Origin of the sequence: Paenibacillus agricola, from assembly GCF_011440305.1 — a bacterium.
GTDB classification, from domain to species: domain Bacteria; phylum Bacillota; class Bacilli; order Paenibacillales; family NBRC-103111; genus Paenibacillus_S; species Paenibacillus_S agricola.
Map to the genome: position 1 here is coordinate 102344 of NZ_JAAOIW010000016.1, position 19072 is coordinate 121415.

A 19072-nucleotide genomic window follows, 5' to 3' on the forward strand; every position below is an offset into this window, starting at 1 on the left:
TATCAAAAAAGCGATAAGACAGCTATTTGATGGTCATCTTATCGCTTAACTATTAATTTGACAGATTAGTGGGATCAATCCCTTTCGGGAATGTTTCTTCAAAGCAATTCTTTTCATCGTATAGGTTATACCATGCTTCTGCAATGACATCTGGATCTCCTGCTGTACCTGCTTGTATAAAAGTTCCTATAGAAAGATGCCCTACAAATATTCCTTTTTCTTTTAGCTCATTATGCAGGTTTGTTGCATAGTTACGAATGCCTGACATCACGATTCCAGCATTTCCAACAGAAGGCAAAGGGAACATAGAAGATAAGCCAGTTGTAAATAGAATCGCTCCTGAACCATTGTTTAGCATGTCCGGTAATACTTCATTGACTGAAAGAACGGCAGGAAGCAAATAGCTGTTTACTTGTTCCATAACACTCTCAGGTGTTGTTTCTAAGACGTTTGTAAATGTAGTCCATCCTGCATAAGGGCTAAATTCAAGTACATCAATGCTGCCAAAATCTTTTTTAGCAGCCCGTAAAGCTTGTTTTAATGCGGTGAAATCCGTGACATCCGCGACATAAGACCGTACCTCAATATTCAGCTTGTTTAGTTCGTTCACGATAATTTCCAATTTCTCAGGATTACGAGAAATCGCAGCTACCTTAAATCCTTTTTCTCCAAAATTTTTCGCGAGAGACAATCCTAGTCCAGGTCCTGCACCGATTATTGCAATAGTTCTCATTTTAATTTATCCCCTTATCTGTGGTGTATTTTAAAGCAACATGTGTTGTCTTAATAAGCATATAGCCTATAATGAAATAGAACAACCAACAATAAAGTAAGAATGTCGTTATAGCAACAATAATAAAAACATGTCTGGTGGGGAGAAGAAGTGGGGACTAAAGTAAGGAATATACGAATGACACCGACAAAGCAGTCTTTGATTAATGCCTTTGTTAGCTTAGTGAACAAAAAGGATTTCGACAAAATATTAATAGCAGATATAACAAATGGAGCTCAGGTGAATCGTGCTACATTTTATGCGCATTTCAATGACAAGTACGAATTGTTAGATTACATGATTAATGATTCTGCTTCTACTGTGATTGAAAAACGTACATTAGGAGTGGTAAAGTTCGATCAGAACAACATCATTCAACTCGTTTTAGCCGTATGTGACTTTCATCAACCACCGAATATTCAATGCCGCCGTAGCTACTTAAGCCTTGCACCGCTTTTGAAAGAAAAAATGATAATTGAGTTGAAAAAATATATGCTGAGAAGTTTGGATAACATATTAACAGAAATAGAGAAGAATTTTTACGTATCTATTTATGCCAATATCATACACGAGGCTGGTTATTTATGGGCATCTGGGGATACATCGTTTCACAAAGAGGAAGTAGCCATGAAAGTCTCGTTATTAATCACAGAAGATATTTCTAGAATATCTATGAATGATATTCGTATCTAGGTCAGCTTGGCGTCGCGTTGAACTAAAGGAAACGATATCTTAATGAGGTACTTAGTAGAAGGTCCCATATGGGGCTTTCTTTTTCGATCCGTTTCGTGATGTATTTATTGATGGTGGGGAATCGGATCCTAATAGTGATATGACCAGTTTCTTGTCATTTAATAAATTACTGAAGAGGACTAAGCTAACTGACAGTTATGTAAAATAAGAGGATTAGAAGGAAAATTATGATGGATACAGAAATTAATATATATTACCAAAATCTAGGGGGAGGTTATTCGGTGGAAAATTTCATTCTAAGAATTTCAGCTATTGAAATTCCTGTTTCTAATTTAGAAAGCTCAATAAATTGGTATGTTAAGCTATTAGGATTAGAAGTACAGTATAGAGGTTCAAATGATGCCATGTTAACTTTTAATGCAATAGGTGTGCCAGGTATTTTCCTTTGTCAAACAGAGGATAACCAAAGATTGCAATTCGTAAATACTTCTAATGGTATAACCCACAGTGTAGTAGATTTCTATACTTCTAATCTCGAAGAGTTTCGTAATTATCTAATAAAACAAGGTGTTGAAGTCGGGAAATTGAATATGAACTCCGACCACGGGGGATTTGGTTTCAAAGACCCAGATGGAAACTTTTTGAGTGCTTGTAATGCCATTCAAAGGGGACAAGTATAACTTCTAGTAAATCTAATTAAAAATGATATAGGAAGTAACAGTAAATTTTGGAACTTAGCAATTAATGATTAAATCTGAAGACGATGTGTCTGCGGTATTCAAATTCGGAAATATGAGTATTAACCTCTTGGATATTTCCGAGGCATACGGTCTTATCCATCCTGGAACAGTCGCAAGCCGAGAATCTGGATCTCGTTTTCAGTTTACCATTCGAGTGGATGATGTGGATGCAGTATGTAACGAATTGAATAAACGAGGTGTTGCTCTTCTTCCAGCCAAGCAAATGAAGTTGCGTCAAGTTCCGTTATTCATTGCAAGACCTCTTTTCGCCGGGTGGCCAAAACTGAAACATAACAACTCCCACCGGCTTAGTTTGGGCCCGATTTTATTGCCCATGGAGATGCACGCGGAACCGCCCATGAACATACACTACTCCATCAGGCAAGAGCCTATATGGACAGAAGGGCAGGAGAAAAGAATGGCAGTTTCCTACATGGATTACACCGCTCCGAACGTACAGTTTACGTACGATCTGAAGAACAACAATTTCTTCACGAAGGATTCGCGCAATTTAATCAACGCTCTCGGCATAGCTCAACTGAATACACTCGGCAACGTCTCGCTGCTGGACATCTACCTCAGCACGAGCAATGTCATCGAACCCCATACTCATCAAAACGCTTCTGAGCTCGTCTACTGTTTCTCCGGCGCGGCAGTCGTCTCGCTGATCAATCCGTTCACTAAAAAATTGCTGAACTTTCCGATTCAGCCTGGCCAAGTGGCAAACGTCCCCCAAGGCTGGTGGCATTACGAGATCGCCACGGTCGATAATACCCATCTGCTCGCGATATTCGACGCGCCGGTACCAGAATTTATTCCGGGCTCGGATCTGCTCCGATTGACACCGGCCAGTGTTTTTGCCCATACCTACTGCCTGGATGAAGCAACATGGAAAGCAGCGGTTGCACCTATTACGCAAACGGTCGTCATCGGACCGCCTGTCGGATGCAAGCCAGGCCAAGTGGGTGGAACGGCAAACGCGCCTTCCCATACCCATCACCATGGTGCCCACTATCCGCAGAAGCCTTACGGACTGCGGGAGCAGCCTGCTAACGGACATCCGCAATTTCCTGCTCCCGTCATCGGAAACGGTTGGGATTAAGTGCGCAGCCATATGCATCTCAGAGATGTTTTGTTTGGATGCAATGCTGCACTGATCAGTCATTAACCATGCCTCGTCGAAAATAGATATCAACGGCAATGTCACTGATGAATTGACTCTAGCGCTTCTCCAGACGGAGATTGATTCCCATAAGATCATCCTTATTTGTCGGAAGACAAGCACATTATCCGAATGAGGTCCGCGAAATCAGCGGGCTTTTTAGTTATCGGACAAGCACATTATCCGGCTGCCACGGGAAAATGACTCGGGGGGTCTGACGCTTACGGGCAAATTAATTGAATGATATCAGCTGCCGAGGGATCTGCCCGCAGCAGCCAATAATGATTCCCCCAACATTTATATTCGTTCCAAGTTTAACCGAACTACTTAGCGGAGTTGTCAGGTAAGATGAAAAATGTGGTCAATCCCATTATTAGGAACTGACGGTGCGCGGAATCAAGCTTTTAAAATATTTATGTCGAGAGTGCCAGTTGCAAATTGAAGAAATTGTCGCGTGGCGGGAGACAGAAAGCGGTACTTTTTCCACATGGCACCGATCTCCCAAACCCATCCTTCTTCCTCAATCGGTAGCCAGACAAGCCCATCCAAAGCTAGACCTGCTGTATGAGGGAGGACCGAAACGCCGAGACCTGCGGAGATAAAGCCGGCAACGGTAATTAGATCTTCGGCATCGTAAGTGGAGGTAAGAGAAAAGCCGGTATGCTGAAAACGCGATTGCAGCGTCGCTTTGAGACCGCAATTGTTTTTAATGCCGATAAACGGTTCGTCATTGAGCTTCAGCAAACTTAGGGATGGTCGATTCGCATAACGGTGTGCAGCGGGAACAACAATAAACAATGGTACCTTCTTCATCGTCATCCATTCGCAATCCTCGATGCCCGATTCCTTGGAAGTAATCGTGAGATCTGAATACCCGTTTACAAGTTGGGAATGAATGTCGTCCAGGTTGCCTTGTATCAACTCGAAGCGGACCTTGGGTTTCAAACGCTGATATTCCCGGACAAGATTAGGGATCAGGTCAACCCCCAGAATATTCAAATACGATAAGCTGATGATGCCAGTCTCGGGATCGGCGGTTTCTGCGATTTCGTGCTTTCCAGCTTCAAGCTCCTGCATAACTCTCTCGATCCGCCTGGCAAATATCTCCCCGTACCTATTCACCTTGACATTACGGCCGACTCGCTCGAATAGCGGAACTCCCAGTTCTTTCTCCAATTTGGAAATTGCATGGCTGAGTGCAGGTTGGGTAACCGCCAAGTCTTCGGATGCTCTTGTCAGATGCTGATGACGAGCGACAGCCAGAAAATAAACGAGTTGCGTAAGTTCCATTGTCTCCTCCATTGATGAATATAATTCATGATTATTATGAAAATTATAAAATAGACTGCTAGCTTCGTCAAATGATAATATAAGTTTGAGGCAATCGACGTCGATTCTCAAAGAAAGGACTGCTTTCATTTGACATCTGCATTGCCGAAAGTTGTCGAATCCTAGATCGCTCGTGAGGAGCTTGAAACCATCGTAATCGCAAGTATAACAGTGATTATCCCGGTGGTCGCTATCGTTTTAGATTTTATTTTTTGTTGATTGGCGACCAAATATCCAGACACAGACTGATTATCAGAGAAGATAGAACGCTAAATTGAACTGGAGGAAATCACATGAATTTTGGAGAAAGCAATTTGAAGGATTTTGTGGGAAAAAAGGCATTGGTTACGGGCGGAACGAAAGGAATGGGGGAGGCAATTGTCCAAAGGTTAACCGCGGCAGGGGCAACCGTCATGACAACCGCGCGATCGGTTCCCGATTCATTGTCATCACCGGAGCTGTTTATCCAGGCGGATATCAGTACGCCGGAAGGCATCGATAAAGTGGTCAACGGCGCGTTGGAGCGATTAGGCGATATCGACATCGTGATTAACAATGTCGGCGGATCGTCGGCACCGTCCGGCGGTGCGCTGGCGCTCACCGATGAACTTTGGCAGGAAACCTTTAATACGAATCTGTTTGCTGCCGTCCGGCTGGACCGCGGAATCCTGCCTTCCATGCTGAGCCGAGGCTCCGGCGTCATTATCCACATTTCGTCCATACAGCGGGTGCTCCCGCTGTACGAATCTACCTTGGCTTATGCTGCGGCTAAGGCTGCACTGACCAACTATAGCAAGGGCTTGTCCAAAGAAGTGTCGCCGCAAGGGATTCGCGTGAATACCGTAGCGCCGGGATTCATCCAGACTAAAGCTGCTGATCGTCTGATTGATCGCTTGGCTGTTCAAGCCGGTAGCCGCGACGCTGCCTTGCAGCAGTTAATGAATTCTTTGGGAGGCATTCCGATCGGCCGACCTGGGCTGCCGGAGGAAGTGGCCGAACTCGTCGCCTTCTTGGCTTCGGATCGCGCCGCGGCGATTACGGGCAGCGAGTATGTCATCGATGGCGGAACGATTCCGACAGTCTAAGGAAGATCCCGCACGAATAAAAAGGAGTTATTCGGGAGAAAGGGTAGATCCCGATGAACTCGGTATTTAATCTGCCAATGCGCCAGCCGGGTTGGTAATGTGGAGGACGTATCCCAAGCGAAGGCGCGGGAGCGTTCTCTTTTAATGGACGGACAGGATAACTCAATAGCTAGTATTGAATAAATATACACTTTAATATATAATTATACATAGAGGTTTGACGGTAAGGGGTGGAAAAGTGACATATAAAATATTTGTGGATGGTCATGAAGGTACAACAGGCTTAAAAATACATGATTACTTATCTAAGGTTTCTAACATAGAAGTAATCAAAATTGAGTCAGAAAAGCGAAAAGATTACGAAGCCCGTAGGGCATTGTTAAATGAAGCTGATGTCGTATTCCTTTGCCTTCCAGATTCCGCTTCAAGGGATTCCGTAGCTATGATAAGTAATACTAAGACCAAAATAATTGATGCAAGTACGGCGTTTCGGACGAACCAGGAGTGGACATATGGATTACCAGAATTACATGAAAATCAACGGAATAAAATCCGAAATTCATCTAGGGTATCTGTCCCTGGATGTCACGCGACAGGATTTATTTTAGCTATACAGCCCTTAGTAGCTGAAGGAATTATACCTAGGGATTATCCTGTGTCTTGTTATTCGCTTACAGGATATAGTGGTGGAGGTAAGAAACTTATAACTGAATATCAGAGCTCAAAAAGAGAACAGCTTTTTGCACCAAGACAATATGGACTTAACCTTAACCACAAGCATCTTCCAGAAATGCAACTATATTCCGGGTTAAACTCAGCACCACTTTTCACTCCAATAGTCGCGAACTATTACCAGGGTGATGAAGTTACTATTCCTCTCTTTCCTAGAATGTTTGTAAAGAATGTAACGGCAAGAGATATTCAAGAACTGCTTGCCTCGTATTACAAAGATGAACGTTTTATTCGAGTTATCCCATACGACTCTGAGGCATATCTTGAAGACGGTTTCTTTAATCTCATGCAATGTAATCATACAAATTATTTGGATATATTTGTTTTTGGTCATAAAGATCAAATATTACTTGTTACTAGATTTGATAACTTGGGAAAAGGTGCCTCGGGGGCAGCCATTCAAAATTTGAACATTATGCTTGGATTTGACGAAGGTATCGGACTAGAGTAAGAGAAATAAGTTCTTCGTTTAATGACGGGGACGAAGCTCAACATATGGAGCGACTATGGATTGTCCCTTCGGATCCGCTCCATTGGTGATCAAAATTGCAGGTAAAATGTTCGCGCTTATTTTTTTAATCTAAACGTAGAAACAAGAAAGCATCCCAGCCGGTTTCAGCCGGATAGCGGATGCTTTTTGTTAGTTACTTTCATGATTACCCATTGGTTCTTTCACGAGTTCAATAAACTTACTCGCTGCATGGGAAAGCGGCATGTCGCGCATAATCATGAATCCCACCTGGGAAGGTGGCATCTTGATATCTAATTGAATTTCAAAGAGGGACCCCTCTTCGAGTTCCTTGGAAATGAATTCTTTCGTTATGTAAGAGATTCCGAGGCCTTTGCGCGCGAACTCGATGAGAAGATCCACGCTTCCCACCTCAATTTCAGGTTTGATTTGATAACCGTAGCTTTGAAATAGCTCCGTGATGGCCATCCGTACCCGACTATTCCGCGAGAATAGGATGATGGGGTACTGAAGCAGCAACTCCAGCGAGAGTACTTTGTCCTTAAGCTCGGCATAATAAGAACCCGCTACAAAGCAATCCTGCAGCTGAATTCCCCTCATCACTTCAAGTTGGGGATCGATAATGGGCATACGAACGACGCCCAAATCGATTTTACCTTCTTTCAAAAATGCGATGATTTCTGGCGTGGTCCCATGATTCAGATGCAATTTGATACCGGGATGCTTCTGATGATAGCTTTCCAGGTAAGGAAGCATATAGTGCTTGAACAACGAATCGCTGCCGCCGATCCGCAGCTCGCCGCTGTCCAGATTTTTAAGCGCTGCCATTTTTTCTTCTGCCAACGAGATTAGGATCTGGGACTTCTCGATATAGGAATAAAGCGTGACGCCCTCCGGCGTTAAGGCAACGCCTTTGGAATTCCGGTAAAACAAGATGATGCCGAAGCTGTCTTCCAGTTGCTTGATCGCGTGGCTGACGCTTGGCTGGGTGATGAACAACGATTTGGCGGCCTTAGACAAGCTTCCTGTCTTCGCGGCCCAATAGAAAACCTTGTATAGTTCGTAATTGATCATAGACGTGGTCTATAGCTCCTGTAAAATATATTAATTACCTGTATAGATGATATTCATATTATAGTGGATTTAAGAAATAGAAACCAGAGCTAACTAAGAAGCCTGCTGAAAGGAGAAGGAAAATGGAAGCTACTACGTTTGTCTTGTTTGGGGCGACAGGGGATTTAGCCAAAAGAAAAATTTACCCTGCTCTATATAATTTGTTCGTCGATCAGAAACTACCTCAGTCCTTCTCCGTGATCGGTCTTGGAAGAAGAGAACTTTCCGATAAAACCTTTCAAGCTAATGTCGAGCAATCTCTCCTTATGTTTTCCAGACGTGAAGCAAAAGATCCCGTTTTAATGAATAACTTCTTACGTGCATTTCGCTATAGTGTTCTCGATGTAAGCCGTAAAGAAGATTACCAGAAGCTGCTGCACTTGATTGAACAGCAGGAAGAAGAGCAACGCACAGTTCCGAATCGTATGTTTTATTTGTCCGTAGGACCTGAATTTTTTGAAACGATCACTGCCAACATCCTGGAAAGTGGGCTAGGTTCTGCGAATGGCTGGAAGCGCTTGGTGATCGAAAAGCCTTTCGGTCATGATTTGCAATCTGCTCGGGATTTGAATGAAAATCTGAGCAAAGCGTTTAAAGAAGATGAGATTTTTCGTGTCGATCATTATCTCGGCAAACCGATGGTACAGAAGCTTGAGGTTCTGCAGCAGAATAATCCTGTCCTTCAGGCATTATGGAACAACCGTTACATTGCTAACGTTCAAATAACGGCGAACGAAATCGTCGGTGTTGAGGAACGGGCTGGCTATTACGATCATGTGGGTGCAATAAGAGACATGTTCCAAAACCATATGCTGCAATTGCTCATGATGCTGACGATTCACCTCCCGAACAACAGTACTTCCGAGAATATCCGTTTCAAAAAGAAACAGGTGATGGAATCCCTGGAGAAGCTGCAAAAAGAGGATGTTAAATCTCATGTTATCCGCGGGCAGTACGGACCAGGAACGATCGAAGGGAAAACAGTGGTCGGTTATTTATCTGAACCCAACATTGCCGCAACCTCAAGAAATGATACATTTATCGCAGCAAAGCTCCAGATCGACAATTATTTTTGGCGGGGAGTTCCATTTTACATCCGCACAGGCAAAAGAATGAAGGACAAATCGACGCGAATCGTGATCGAGTTCAAAGAACCGTTAAAGCAGTCTGGGGCAAACCATGATAATAAAACGCCTAATCTACTCGTATTTGAAATCAGTCCTCACGAAGGGATTTCACTCCAATTAAATACAAGAGATCATCTGAACAAAGGGGAGCTCAAGCCCATGCACATCGATTTTCGTGAGAGTCGAGATCATGTGCCCGAGGCTTACGAGAATTTGATTAGCCACGCTTTGCACGGAGATTCTGCGTTCTTCGCGCATTGGGACGAAGTCGAATTGTCATGGCAATGGGTTCAACCTATCCTAGATGCATACGAAGAGAACCAGGTTCCACTTCATCTCTATGCAGCTGGCACCTACGGTCCTGCCGAATCCGACGATCTGTTGGCACAGGACGGCTATCATTGGTGGTTCGATGACAAGTCGGAACAAGAAGTCGAAACCATAAAAGGAGAACACTATGCTTATCACACAAACGATTGATCAACTGGCTGTCGATACGATCCGTACGTTATCTATTGATGCCGTCAACGCCGCCAATTCCGGACATCCGGGACTGCCAATGGGAGCTGCGCCTATGGCGTACGCACTTTGGAGTAAACAACTCAACCACAATCCTGCCCATGCCAAATGGTTCAACCGCGATCGTTTCGTATTATCGGCAGGCCATGGCTCGGCCTTGCTTTACAGCCTTCTGCATTTGTCTGGCTATAACGTTTCTATAGAAGATCTGAAGCAGTTCCGCAAGCTGAACAGTAAAACGCCAGGTCATCCTGAATTTGGCCACACGGATGGCGTAGATGCAACAACCGGCCCTCTAGGGCAAGGTGTGGCGATGGCTGTAGGTATGGCGATGGCTGAAGCGCATCTGGCTTCGAAATTCAACCAAAGCGGGTTCCCGGTCGTCGATCATTACACATATGCGCTTGTCGGAGATGGCTGCTTGATGGAAGGGATCTCCTACGAGGCCATGTCCATGGCAGGACATATGAAACTGGGCAAATTAGTTGTATTGTACGATTCCAACGACATCTCCTTGGACGGAGAACTCAATCTTTCCTTCGGAGAGAACATGCAAAAAAGAGCGGAATCCGTACATTGGCAGTATTTAAGAGTTGAAGACGGCAACGACATCGAGCAAATTACTAAAGCGATCGAAACAGCCAAGCTAAATGATTCCCAACCGACGATTATCGAAATCCGGACGATTATCGGTTACGGAAGCAAAGTAGCAGGAACCAATAAAGCGCATGGCAATCCGCTTGGCAAAGAAGAAGCAAAGGCAACTAAAGAAGCTTATGGCTGGAAGTATGAGGAAGAATTCACGGTTCCGGCAGAAGTCAAAGCTCATTTTGCGCAGCTTAAACAAAATGGCGAGGACAAAGAAGCAGCGTGGAACCAATTGGTCTTCTCATATAAAGCACAGTATCCAACGCTTGGCGCGGAGCTTGAACAAAGCATCGGCGGTTCCGTCTTAATCGATGCAGCAGACATCCTTACCTTCGATTCTTCCAAGACGGTTTCAACACGCGTAGCAAGCGGTCAAGCGATCAATCATTTCGTTAAATCAGTCCCATCGATTTTCGGTGGCAGCGCCGACTTGTCCCATTCGACAATGACCGATATTAGCGGTGAGCAAGTATTTGCCGTTGAATCCTATGCTGGACGCAATATCTACTTCGGCGTCCGCGAGCATGCAATGGGCGCTGCTGGCAACGGTATGGCGCTGCACGGCGGCATAAAACCATTCGTAAGCACGTTCTTCGTGTTCAGCGATTACCTGCGCCCGTCGATTCGACTGGCTGCGCTGCAGAAACTGCCTGTTACTTACGTATTTACCCATGATTCAGTGGCTGTCGGCGAAGATGGGCCTACGCATGAGCCAGTTGAGCATTTGGCTGCGCTGCGAACCATTCCGGGACTTACGGTCATTCGACCTACCGATGCCAATGAAACGGCAAGCGCATGGGCCTATGCCTTGCAGCAAAATGAAGGTCCGGTAGCCCTGGTGCTTAGCAGACAGAACCTGCCTATATATGAAGCAACCAAAGGCAATGTGGAAGGGGTAGCCCAAGGAGCGTACGTCCTAATGGAAACCAATGATCAGCCAGATGTCATCCTGATTGCTACCGGTTCGGAAGTTTCCTTGGCCGTGAACGCCAAAGCTGAGCTTGAGAAGGATCATATCTCTGTTCGCGTAGTTGCCATGCCGAGCCGTGAGCTGTTCAACCGCCAATCCGAAGCTTATAAGCAGTCTGTATTACCTGCTGCTGTTACGAAGCGTTTAGCTATTGAAGCGGGTATCTCGCTTGGTTGGGAGCGTTACACAGGACCAAGCGGCCATATATTGTCCATCGATACCTTCGGAGCTTCAGGACCAGGTGCTGAGGTCTTGGGATACTTTGGCTTTACCGTGGATAATGTGGTTCGTTTGACGAAAGAGCTACTATAGTAAACCTGTAGAAATAAAATTATAGCCAAAACATAGTTGGAATGTACTATTGAGGTTAAATACGTTAGATTTGTATAAGTAATTGAAATAAAACCATAAAAAAACGGAGGAAATAACTATGAAATTCTTTATCGACACTGCGAATCTGGTAGATATCAAAAAGGCTTATAAAGTCGGTCTTTTGTCTGGTGTTACAACAAACCCATCCTTGATTGCCAAAGAAGGTGTAAAGTTCGAAGATCGCATCGCTGAGATTTTACGCGAAGTACCTGAGGTTGAATCCGTTTCGGCCGAAGTGACGCCTGATGCAGTAACCGCTGATGACATGATCGCCCAAGCGAATGAACTGATTAAAATCAACAACAATGACAAAAACATCACCATTAAGCTGCCGATGACGTTGGCAGGTTTAGAAGCATGCCGTTACCTAACGAAGAAAGGTGTAAAAACAAACGTAACACTGATCTTCACCGTGAACCAAGCACTCTTGGCTGCTCGCGCTGGCGCGACTTATGTCTCCCCGTTCCTTGGCCGCTTGGATGATATTTCGGAAGACGGCGTTCTACTCGTAACAAAAATCGCTGAATTGTTCCGTACGCATAACCTGGATGCACAAATCATCGCGGCATCTGTCCGTAATCCGGACCACGTGACGCGCGTAGCAATGGCTGGAGCGCATATCGCAACCGTTCCTTTCTCAGTCATCGAACAAATGTCCAAGCATCCGCTGACGGATCAAGGCATGGAGAAATTCGCTGCCGATTGGAAAAAAACAGTGCAACTTTAAGTTGCAGTTTTCCCAACTAGGGTTTACTTTTAAGACACTGACGTGAATGCGTGAGTGTCTTTTTTTTATAAACATATACGGTACAAGCGAGCATGGTATTGCCCATTGTTCTTCAGACACGAGCTGTATCTGAATGCCGCGGTACCCGTAATACAATTTGAAGAAAATGCTTTTAACATATATAATTAACTAGTATTGTAATTTTATAGAATCGAGGAGATAAAATGGAAACAGGTAATAAAGTAACAATCACGGTAGAAACCACAGTTCATGCACCCGTTGAAAAAGTATGGGATTATTGGACAGAACCACAGCACATAACGAAATGGTCTTTTGCTTCTGAAGAATGGCATGCGCCAAATGCCGAAAATGATTTAAGGGTTGGCGGGAGATTTCTTACAAGAATGGAAGCTAAGGATGGCAGTTTTGGATTTGATTTTGGTGGAGTTTATGACGAAGTGAGAATAAATGAATGTATTTCTTACACTATTGGAGATGGAAGAAAAGTTACGATCACTTTTATTAGTCAAGAAAACGATACTAAGGTAATTGAGGCATTTGAAGCAGAAACCACCAATCCCATTGAGATGCAAAAAGCAGGCTTTCAGGCGATTCTAGACAATTTTAAAAAATATAGTGAAAATTCCAAAGAAACTTAGTAGAAGGTCCCACATGGGGCTTTTTTTATCGTATATGGAGGCAATTCCCTCCAAACACAGGCAAAATGCCAGATATATATCAAATAGGTTGAGGATTATCTCCTCAACCTATTTGGTCAACAGCCCCAATCTGGATTGAGGGCTTTTGTTAACTACTGGCTCCTGCTTATGGCTTCTTGATAAGAATTGGCGGTACACGATACTTTGTAGCTTGTTCGTAATCATACGCCATTCCGATTAAACCCGCCTCGCTCCACATTTTTCCTGTAAACGCAAGGGAAAACGGAGATCCGCTTTGATAATAGCCGGCGGGTACGGTCACGAGAGGAACACCGGCTGTATTGATTTCCGAAACTGTCGTTGCACCAATATTATCTTTACTTTCAAGAAGAGGAGTTTCCATAAACATTTGCGGATAAACGAAGGCATCCAGTTTATTTTCGTCCATAACATCATTAATAATCTGGAGTAACTTGGTTCGGACCTGCACGAAATTCGAAAAATCTGCTACGGAATATGGATCTGGCAGATTATCTTTATACCTGTCGAACACTGGCGGCTTCAGGCCCGTTTTGTCATACATTTCTTTTACAGATTTGATCGGAGAATCCGGCCCTAGCCGCTCTAAGTATTTTTGCATGTCGAATATGACGGAATCAGATCCAACCGACCCTGCGGCCTTGACATATGCAGCAAATTCAGTTCCTGCAAAAGGATCAGGGACAACAGTGGCTCCCTGCTTTTCTAACTCCACCACTGCAAGATCATAAAGCTTTTGCGTTTCTGGAGAAAGCTCCTGGTCGCGCCAGCCTAGCCCATAAAGGCCGATCCGTTTACCCTTAAGAGAAAATGTACTGAGCTCAGAAGTATAGCCGCCACTAGGTATATTGCCAATGGAAGCTACGGTTTTCGGATCCTCATAGCTGTAACCTGCAATAACATCCAGCATCACAGCTGCGTCATGGACAGTTCTAGCATGTGGTCCAATGACATCCTTTGTACTCCCGGCCAACGGGACTACACCTACATTTGGCACCAATCCGAAAGTCGGCTTAATCCCAACCAAAGCTTGTGCTGCAGCTGGATTCTGAATGGAGCCACCGGTTTCTTCAGCGATACCAAGCAAAGCCATATTCCCCGATACCGATGTAGCTGTTCCGCTGCTACTGGCTCCCGGGACGATTTTACGGTCAACCGCGTTGTATGTGTCCCCATCCCAACTTGTTGTTGCGCGCGTACCGGAGCTGCTGAATGCAGGAATGTTAGTTTTTCCAAGGATGATGGCTCCCGCGCTTTTCAATCTTGCGACTACCGGTGCATCTTTTTCTGGGACCAGCTCTATTCCGCCTTTTTCCTTGCTGAGAGGTGCCCACCCCATTGTTGAAGGAAAGCCGGCAACATCCACAGCTTCCTTAATGACTATGGGAACCCCCGCCAATTTCCCGAGCGTCTCACCTGCCGCTCGTCGACGATCGATTTCGATAGCTTGTTCCAAGGCTTTCGGATTCATGAAAGTAAATGCATTATAATTGGGTTCATATGTATTAATGCGATCCAGGTAGGCCTTAACCACTTCCTCAGCCGTATAAACCTTATTCGTATATCCTGTTTGGAGCTGCTGCAAGGTTATTTCCTCAAATCTAAATGGCTCATCGGCAGCAGCGGCAGGCGCAGAAATCAGTACACTCGCAACCAGCATACTCAAGAGAGATACGGAAATGGTTCGTTTAATAAAGAAATGTTTCATTGTTTCAAACTCCTCTCTAATTAACCTCACATGTAATTTCCAAAATCTAAAGAGAACGGGTCTTATATACACTTCCATTGAGATTATCCCAAGCAACACCTACCTTTATATGGAAACTATGTTCTATTATAGTATTATATCACTCTTTATGTCAATATACTTAATTTAATATGTTATATAATATAACATAAAGAATAACTCTATGGTGCTCATATTTTTTGTGATTTGACGTCCACTGAGTTGCGGGATACTATCGAAACTGCTGGACTTGATAGGAGGATGGTTGATTTTATAATAGTATCGAATGAAGAAGGATGCGATAGACAATCGGGAGAATGATTGCAGTCATGCCATTGTGGTATCACCTTAAAATCTTGGTATATATTCGACAAGCCGCCTGATTTACAATAAAAGTAAGCCAAGGCTCAGTAAAAGGGGGAGTAATAAGATGTTCTTGTCACACACAAAAAAAGTGCTTGCTATAACCGCGTTAAGTATGACCTTGGTTGTTGCAGGCTGTGGGGATGTAGCAAAAGAAGCGGTCGTACCCCAAACGAAGATGACAGGCGGTAAATATGATCCACCAATCACGATCTCGACAGCGCGTGTGCTGGATCCCAATGTGAAATTCAAGCCCGGAGAAACGATCGAGGATAACGTTCACACCCGTTGGATGTCCAGCAAGATGGGAATTAACCTCAAGCATGCTTTCGTTGTTAACAATGATAAGGATTTTAATACGAAGCTTCGTTTGCTGCTGGCAGGAAGTGACCCGTTACCGGATGTTTTCCAGGTGAGCGATCCTACGTTAATCAGTGAATTAATCCAATCTGGGAAAGTGATGGCAATTGACGAAGCTATTGCCAAATATGCTCCGCAGAACATCAAGGATTTATATGCCAAGTACCCGGATGGCTTCAATATGTTCAAAAGCAACGGCAAAACCTATGGGGTGCCGATGTATGAAAGCTTAACGGGAGGGACGATTTTCTGGGTGCGTCAGGATTGGCTCAAGAAATTGAGTTTGCCAGATCCGAAGACGATCGACGACATGGACAAAATGTTTGAAGCCTTTACTAACCAAGATCCTGACGGTAATGGAAAGAAGGATACCTTCGGCTTAGCGCTTTCCATGCTCGACCGGGTTAATGGAACCCGGGCAACGGCAGATTGGGTATTTGGTGCTTACGGCAATAATATGCCTTTTCAATGGACGAAGGATAAAGATGGCAATCTGATATATGGCTCTATTCAACCCTCTGTAAAGCAAGCGCTTGCAAAACTGCGGGATTGGTTAGCTAAAGGCTATATCGACCAGGAAGCAGGCATTAAGGACAAAAACAAAGCGACAGAAAGCTTTGTGAATGGCTCCGCAGGATTAGTCGCCGGCGAATACCATATGTATCCGACCCCTTTGCTGGATACAACCAAGAACAATCCTAACGCAGAGTTCAAGCCGCTTTATCTGCCAGCCGGCCCTACCGGAAACATCGGAAGAGTCGAAACGCCAATGGTGAAGCGCGGCATTCTTTTTAATAAGGATTTCAAATATATCGATGCCTGGTTTGCTTATTATCAGAAGATGTTCGAATACCAGTTCTTCGTCAAGGATTCGGAATTTTATCTGGGCAACCATGAAGGCTACGATTATGTGTTGAAGGATGGCAAGCCGATTTACCAGCAGTTCGAGCAGGCTGGAATTCCCAAGGACAAGTGGCCGCTACCCGATGGCAAGACTCCTATAGAAGCCAAAGCTTATGCTTCCTTGATTGGTGGAACGAATTTGAACCGGCCCTATTCCTACGATGAAGGTATATTAAGGTTCGCTAATGATCCGAAGGCCACACCTGCGAATCCAATAGAGGATAGCATCAAAGACCGCGTGCCTGTCCATCAATTAGCTGGTAAAATCAGGGTGGAGCAGAACAAATATGACCTCGCGAATGAATTTAAAGGGGCACCAACCAAAACGATGCGAACCAAGCTGGAGCTTCTGGAGAAAATGGAAAAAGAAACCTTCACCCAAATCATTTATGGAAAGCTGCCGGTGGATGCGTTCGATAAATTCGTATCCGATTGGAAAGCCAGTGGCGGTGATGATATTACAAAAGAAGTTAATGAATGGTATAAATCGCTGAAAAAATAAGCCATAGAGCCACTTCCCCATGCGTGAGGATTCCGGGCAAGCATGGGGAAGCTGCGCTGCATCCATGAATAGGAGGAATAGAAGGATGAGCGAGCTGACCCGTTCAAATGTGAATGCCAAGCCTGCTGTTGTGGCGGCAAATAAAAGATTCAAGCCGGTCTCCTATTTTAAGAGAACATGGAGCTTTCATCTATTGCTGCTGCCTGCACTCATTGTTGTCATTATTTACCAATATATTCCTATGCTAGGTGTCGTCATTGCTTTCAAGGAATATAAGCCGTGGCTAGGTATTATGAATTCCGAGTGGGTAGGGCTGGATCACTTCAAATATTTGTTCACCTACCCGGATAGTGTCCAGGTTATTATCAATACGATTATCATTTCTTCCTTGAAAATCAGCACGAATATCGGGATACCGTTTATTTTCGCCTTATTGCTGAATGAGGTTCGTAAAACATATTTCAAACGGGCGGTGCAGACTTTCGTATACCTGCCCCATTTCCTTTCATGGGTTATTCTCGGGGGCATATTGATTGATGTGCTGTCGGTAAAAAGCGGAATCGTGAATCATGTTGTACAGCTGCTCGGGTTTCAGCCGATTTTCTTTCTGGGTGACGGCGATTGGTTCCGGGTTACAGTAATTGTGAGTGATGTATGGAAGGACTTTGGCTTCGCAGCGATTGTCTATCTTGCCGCCTTAAGCGGTATTAATCCTGCCTTGTACGAAGCGGCTGAGGTAGATGGGGCTAACCGGTGGGAGCAAACTATTCATATTACTGTGCCTTCCGTGCTGCCTATCGTTGCGGTTGTGACGACCTTGGCGCTGGGGAAAATTCTCGACGGAGGCTTCGACCAAATCTTCAACCTCTATAATCCTCTGGTCTATAATAAGGGCGATATTATTGATACCTTCGTCTATCGGGTTGGTCTTGTTGGAGGACAGTTCAGCTTTGCCTCGGCTGTCGGCCTGTTCAAATCATTGATTGGATTTATACTTGTGGTCATTTCATACCGCTTGGCCTACAAATATGCTAATTATCGAATATTCTAAAGCAGGTGAGCAACCATGTATCAATCGATGCCCTATAAAGTGTTTTCATATTGCAACTATGCTTTTTTATTCATTTTAAGTGCAGTATGTGTGCTTCCACTCATTCATATATTTGCAATTTCGTTAAGCTCCAGTGCTGCCGCAACCGGCAATATCGTTACCTTTTGGCCGGTGCAGCTTACATTCGAGGCTTATACGGAGACTCTGGGCAATAGCAACTTCCTCCGCTCGTTATGGATTGGCATTAAGCGGGTATTGCTCGGCACGTCGCTCTCTATGCTACTTGTCGTTCTGGCAGCTTATCCGCTGTCCAAGGAAGAGACGAGATTTCAAGGGCGCACCTTTTATGCCTGGCTATTCGTCTTTACGATGCTGTTTCATGCAGGACTGATCCCGACTTATCTGGTCGTTAAGGGGACTGGCCTGATGAATACGATCTGGGCGCTGGTGCTGCCTGGTGCAGTGAGCATTTGGAACCTGATCCTAATGCTCAATTTCTTCCGGGCGATTCCCAAGGAGCTTGAGGAAGCTGCGCTGATGGACGGTGCCAACCATCTGAGAATCCTGTTCACGATCTATTTGCCGATTTCGATGCCGGCAGTAGCTACCCTTTCTTTATTCTCCATGGTTACGCATTGGAATGCCTGGTTCGATGGGATGATTTATTTATCTAATGCCAGCGATTATCCGATATCGACTTTCTTGAGATCAATCATTGTTTCGGATAATTTCTCCGTCCTCGGCCTTACAGAGGATGAAATAAAGAATATCTCGCCGCGGACCGTTAAGGCCTCGCAGGTATTCATAGGAGCTTTGCCGATTCTATTGGTCTATCCGTTTCTGCAGCGATATTTTGTTAAAGGTGTTATTCTGGGCTCCGTTAAAGAATAGCAGGCTGCGCCAATCGCCCCTATTTACCCATCTCCCCATCAGATCATCAAAGAAAGGGTTGTACAGACCCGGTAGTGATCTGTACAATTATGGGATATATGATGTTACCTAATGGGGGCT

16 protein-coding genes are annotated in these 19072 nt (G+C 44.6%); 12 read left to right on the forward strand and 4 right to left on the reverse strand.

All coding sequences use genetic code 11. The features are described from left to right. Window positions 1–52 precede the first annotated feature (52 nt). Window positions 53–733, reverse strand: coding sequence for an SDR family NAD(P)-dependent oxidoreductase (locus G9U52_RS30635; RefSeq protein ID WP_166154846.1), 681 nt, complete (start codon window positions 731–733; stop codon window positions 53–55). A 177-nt stretch (window positions 734–910) separates the two neighbouring features. Here G9U52_RS30635 and G9U52_RS30640 point away from each other — a divergent pair, with 177 nt between their 5' ends. The 3 genes from G9U52_RS30640 to G9U52_RS30655 all read left to right on the forward strand — a co-directional run bounded on the left by G9U52_RS30640 (window position 911) and on the right by G9U52_RS30655 (window position 3307). Beyond that, a complete protein-coding gene (locus G9U52_RS30640; protein ID WP_207953315.1) occupies window positions 911–1465 on the forward strand; it encodes a TetR family transcriptional regulator in 555 nt (184 codons plus the stop codon). 227 nt (window positions 1466–1692) lie between these two features. After that, window positions 1693–2145, forward strand: coding sequence for a VOC family protein (locus tag G9U52_RS30645; RefSeq protein ID WP_243767653.1), 453 nt, complete (start codon window positions 1693–1695; stop codon window positions 2143–2145). A gap of 478 nt (window positions 2146–2623) precedes the next feature. Beyond that, entirely contained in the window at window positions 2624–3307 is a 684-nt protein-coding gene (locus tag G9U52_RS30655) for a cupin domain-containing protein (protein ID WP_166154928.1), read from the forward strand. Between the two features lie 456 nt (window positions 3308–3763). Here G9U52_RS30655 and G9U52_RS30660 read toward each other — a convergent pair whose 3' ends face one another. Continuing rightward, window positions 3764–4657, reverse strand: a complete 894-nt coding sequence (locus tag G9U52_RS30660; RefSeq protein ID WP_166154850.1) for a LysR family transcriptional regulator — start codon at window positions 4655–4657, stop codon at window positions 3764–3766. Window positions 4658–4989: 332 nt separating this feature from the next. Here G9U52_RS30660 and G9U52_RS30665 point away from each other — a divergent pair, with 332 nt between their 5' ends. Next, window positions 4990–5781 carry an SDR family oxidoreductase gene (locus G9U52_RS30665; RefSeq protein WP_166154852.1) on the forward strand — a complete coding sequence of 264 codons (792 nt, stop codon included), beginning with the start codon at window positions 4990–4992 and terminating at the stop codon, window positions 5779–5781. A gap of 238 nt (window positions 5782–6019) precedes the next feature. Then, entirely contained in the window at window positions 6020–6964 is a 945-nt protein-coding gene (gene argC, locus G9U52_RS30670; RefSeq protein ID WP_166154854.1) for an N-acetyl-gamma-glutamyl-phosphate reductase, read from the forward strand. 189 nt (window positions 6965–7153) lie between these two features. Here the strand turns inward: argC and G9U52_RS30675 are convergent, their stop codons facing one another. After that, window positions 7154–8056: a LysR family transcriptional regulator gene (locus G9U52_RS30675; protein WP_166154856.1), complete on the reverse strand. Its 903-nt coding sequence runs from the start codon at window positions 8054–8056 to the stop codon at window positions 7154–7156. 122 nt (window positions 8057–8178) lie between these two features. Here G9U52_RS30675 and zwf point away from each other — a divergent pair, with 122 nt between their 5' ends. From zwf to G9U52_RS30695, 4 genes are all read left to right on the forward strand, one after another. Continuing rightward, window positions 8179–9702, forward strand: coding sequence for a glucose-6-phosphate dehydrogenase (gene zwf / locus G9U52_RS30680; RefSeq protein ID WP_166154858.1), 1524 nt, complete (start codon window positions 8179–8181; stop codon window positions 9700–9702). Further along, complete coding sequence (tkt, locus tag G9U52_RS30685) at window positions 9680–11671, forward strand: transketolase (protein WP_166154860.1); 1992 nt, start codon at window positions 9680–9682, stop codon at window positions 11669–11671. The genes zwf and tkt overlap by 23 nt, the downstream gene beginning before the upstream one ends. Window positions 11672–11789: 118 nt before the next feature. Continuing rightward, window positions 11790–12458 (forward strand): fructose-6-phosphate aldolase, encoded by a 669-nt coding sequence (fsa, locus tag G9U52_RS30690; protein ID WP_166154862.1) that lies wholly within the window; start codon window positions 11790–11792, stop codon window positions 12456–12458. 224 nt (window positions 12459–12682) lie between these two features. Further along, window positions 12683–13117 (forward strand): SRPBCC family protein, encoded by a 435-nt coding sequence (locus tag G9U52_RS30695; RefSeq protein WP_166154864.1) that lies wholly within the window; start codon window positions 12683–12685, stop codon window positions 13115–13117. Window positions 13118–13283: 166 nt separating this feature from the next. Here the strand turns inward: G9U52_RS30695 and G9U52_RS30700 are convergent, their stop codons facing one another. Continuing rightward, window positions 13284–14864, reverse strand: a complete 1581-nt coding sequence (locus tag G9U52_RS30700) for an amidase (protein ID WP_166154866.1) — start codon at window positions 14862–14864, stop codon at window positions 13284–13286. 448 nt (window positions 14865–15312) lie between these two features. On the opposite strand from G9U52_RS30700, the gene G9U52_RS30705 reads away from it, so the two are divergent. From G9U52_RS30705 to G9U52_RS30715, 3 genes are all read left to right on the forward strand, one after another. After that, the gene (locus G9U52_RS30705; RefSeq protein WP_166154868.1) at window positions 15313–17010 is read left to right on the forward strand and encodes an extracellular solute-binding protein; all 1698 of its coding nucleotides are present in this window, start codon (window positions 15313–15315) and stop codon (window positions 17008–17010) included. Between the two features lie 85 nt (window positions 17011–17095). Beyond that, window positions 17096–18061 carry an ABC transporter permease gene (locus G9U52_RS30710; protein WP_166154870.1) on the forward strand — a complete coding sequence of 322 codons (966 nt, stop codon included), beginning with the start codon at window positions 17096–17098 and terminating at the stop codon, window positions 18059–18061. A 15-nt stretch (window positions 18062–18076) separates the two neighbouring features. Then, window positions 18077–18952 carry a carbohydrate ABC transporter permease gene (locus tag G9U52_RS30715; RefSeq protein ID WP_166154872.1) on the forward strand — a complete coding sequence of 292 codons (876 nt, stop codon included), beginning with the start codon at window positions 18077–18079 and terminating at the stop codon, window positions 18950–18952. Window positions 18953–19072: the final 120 nt, after the last annotated feature.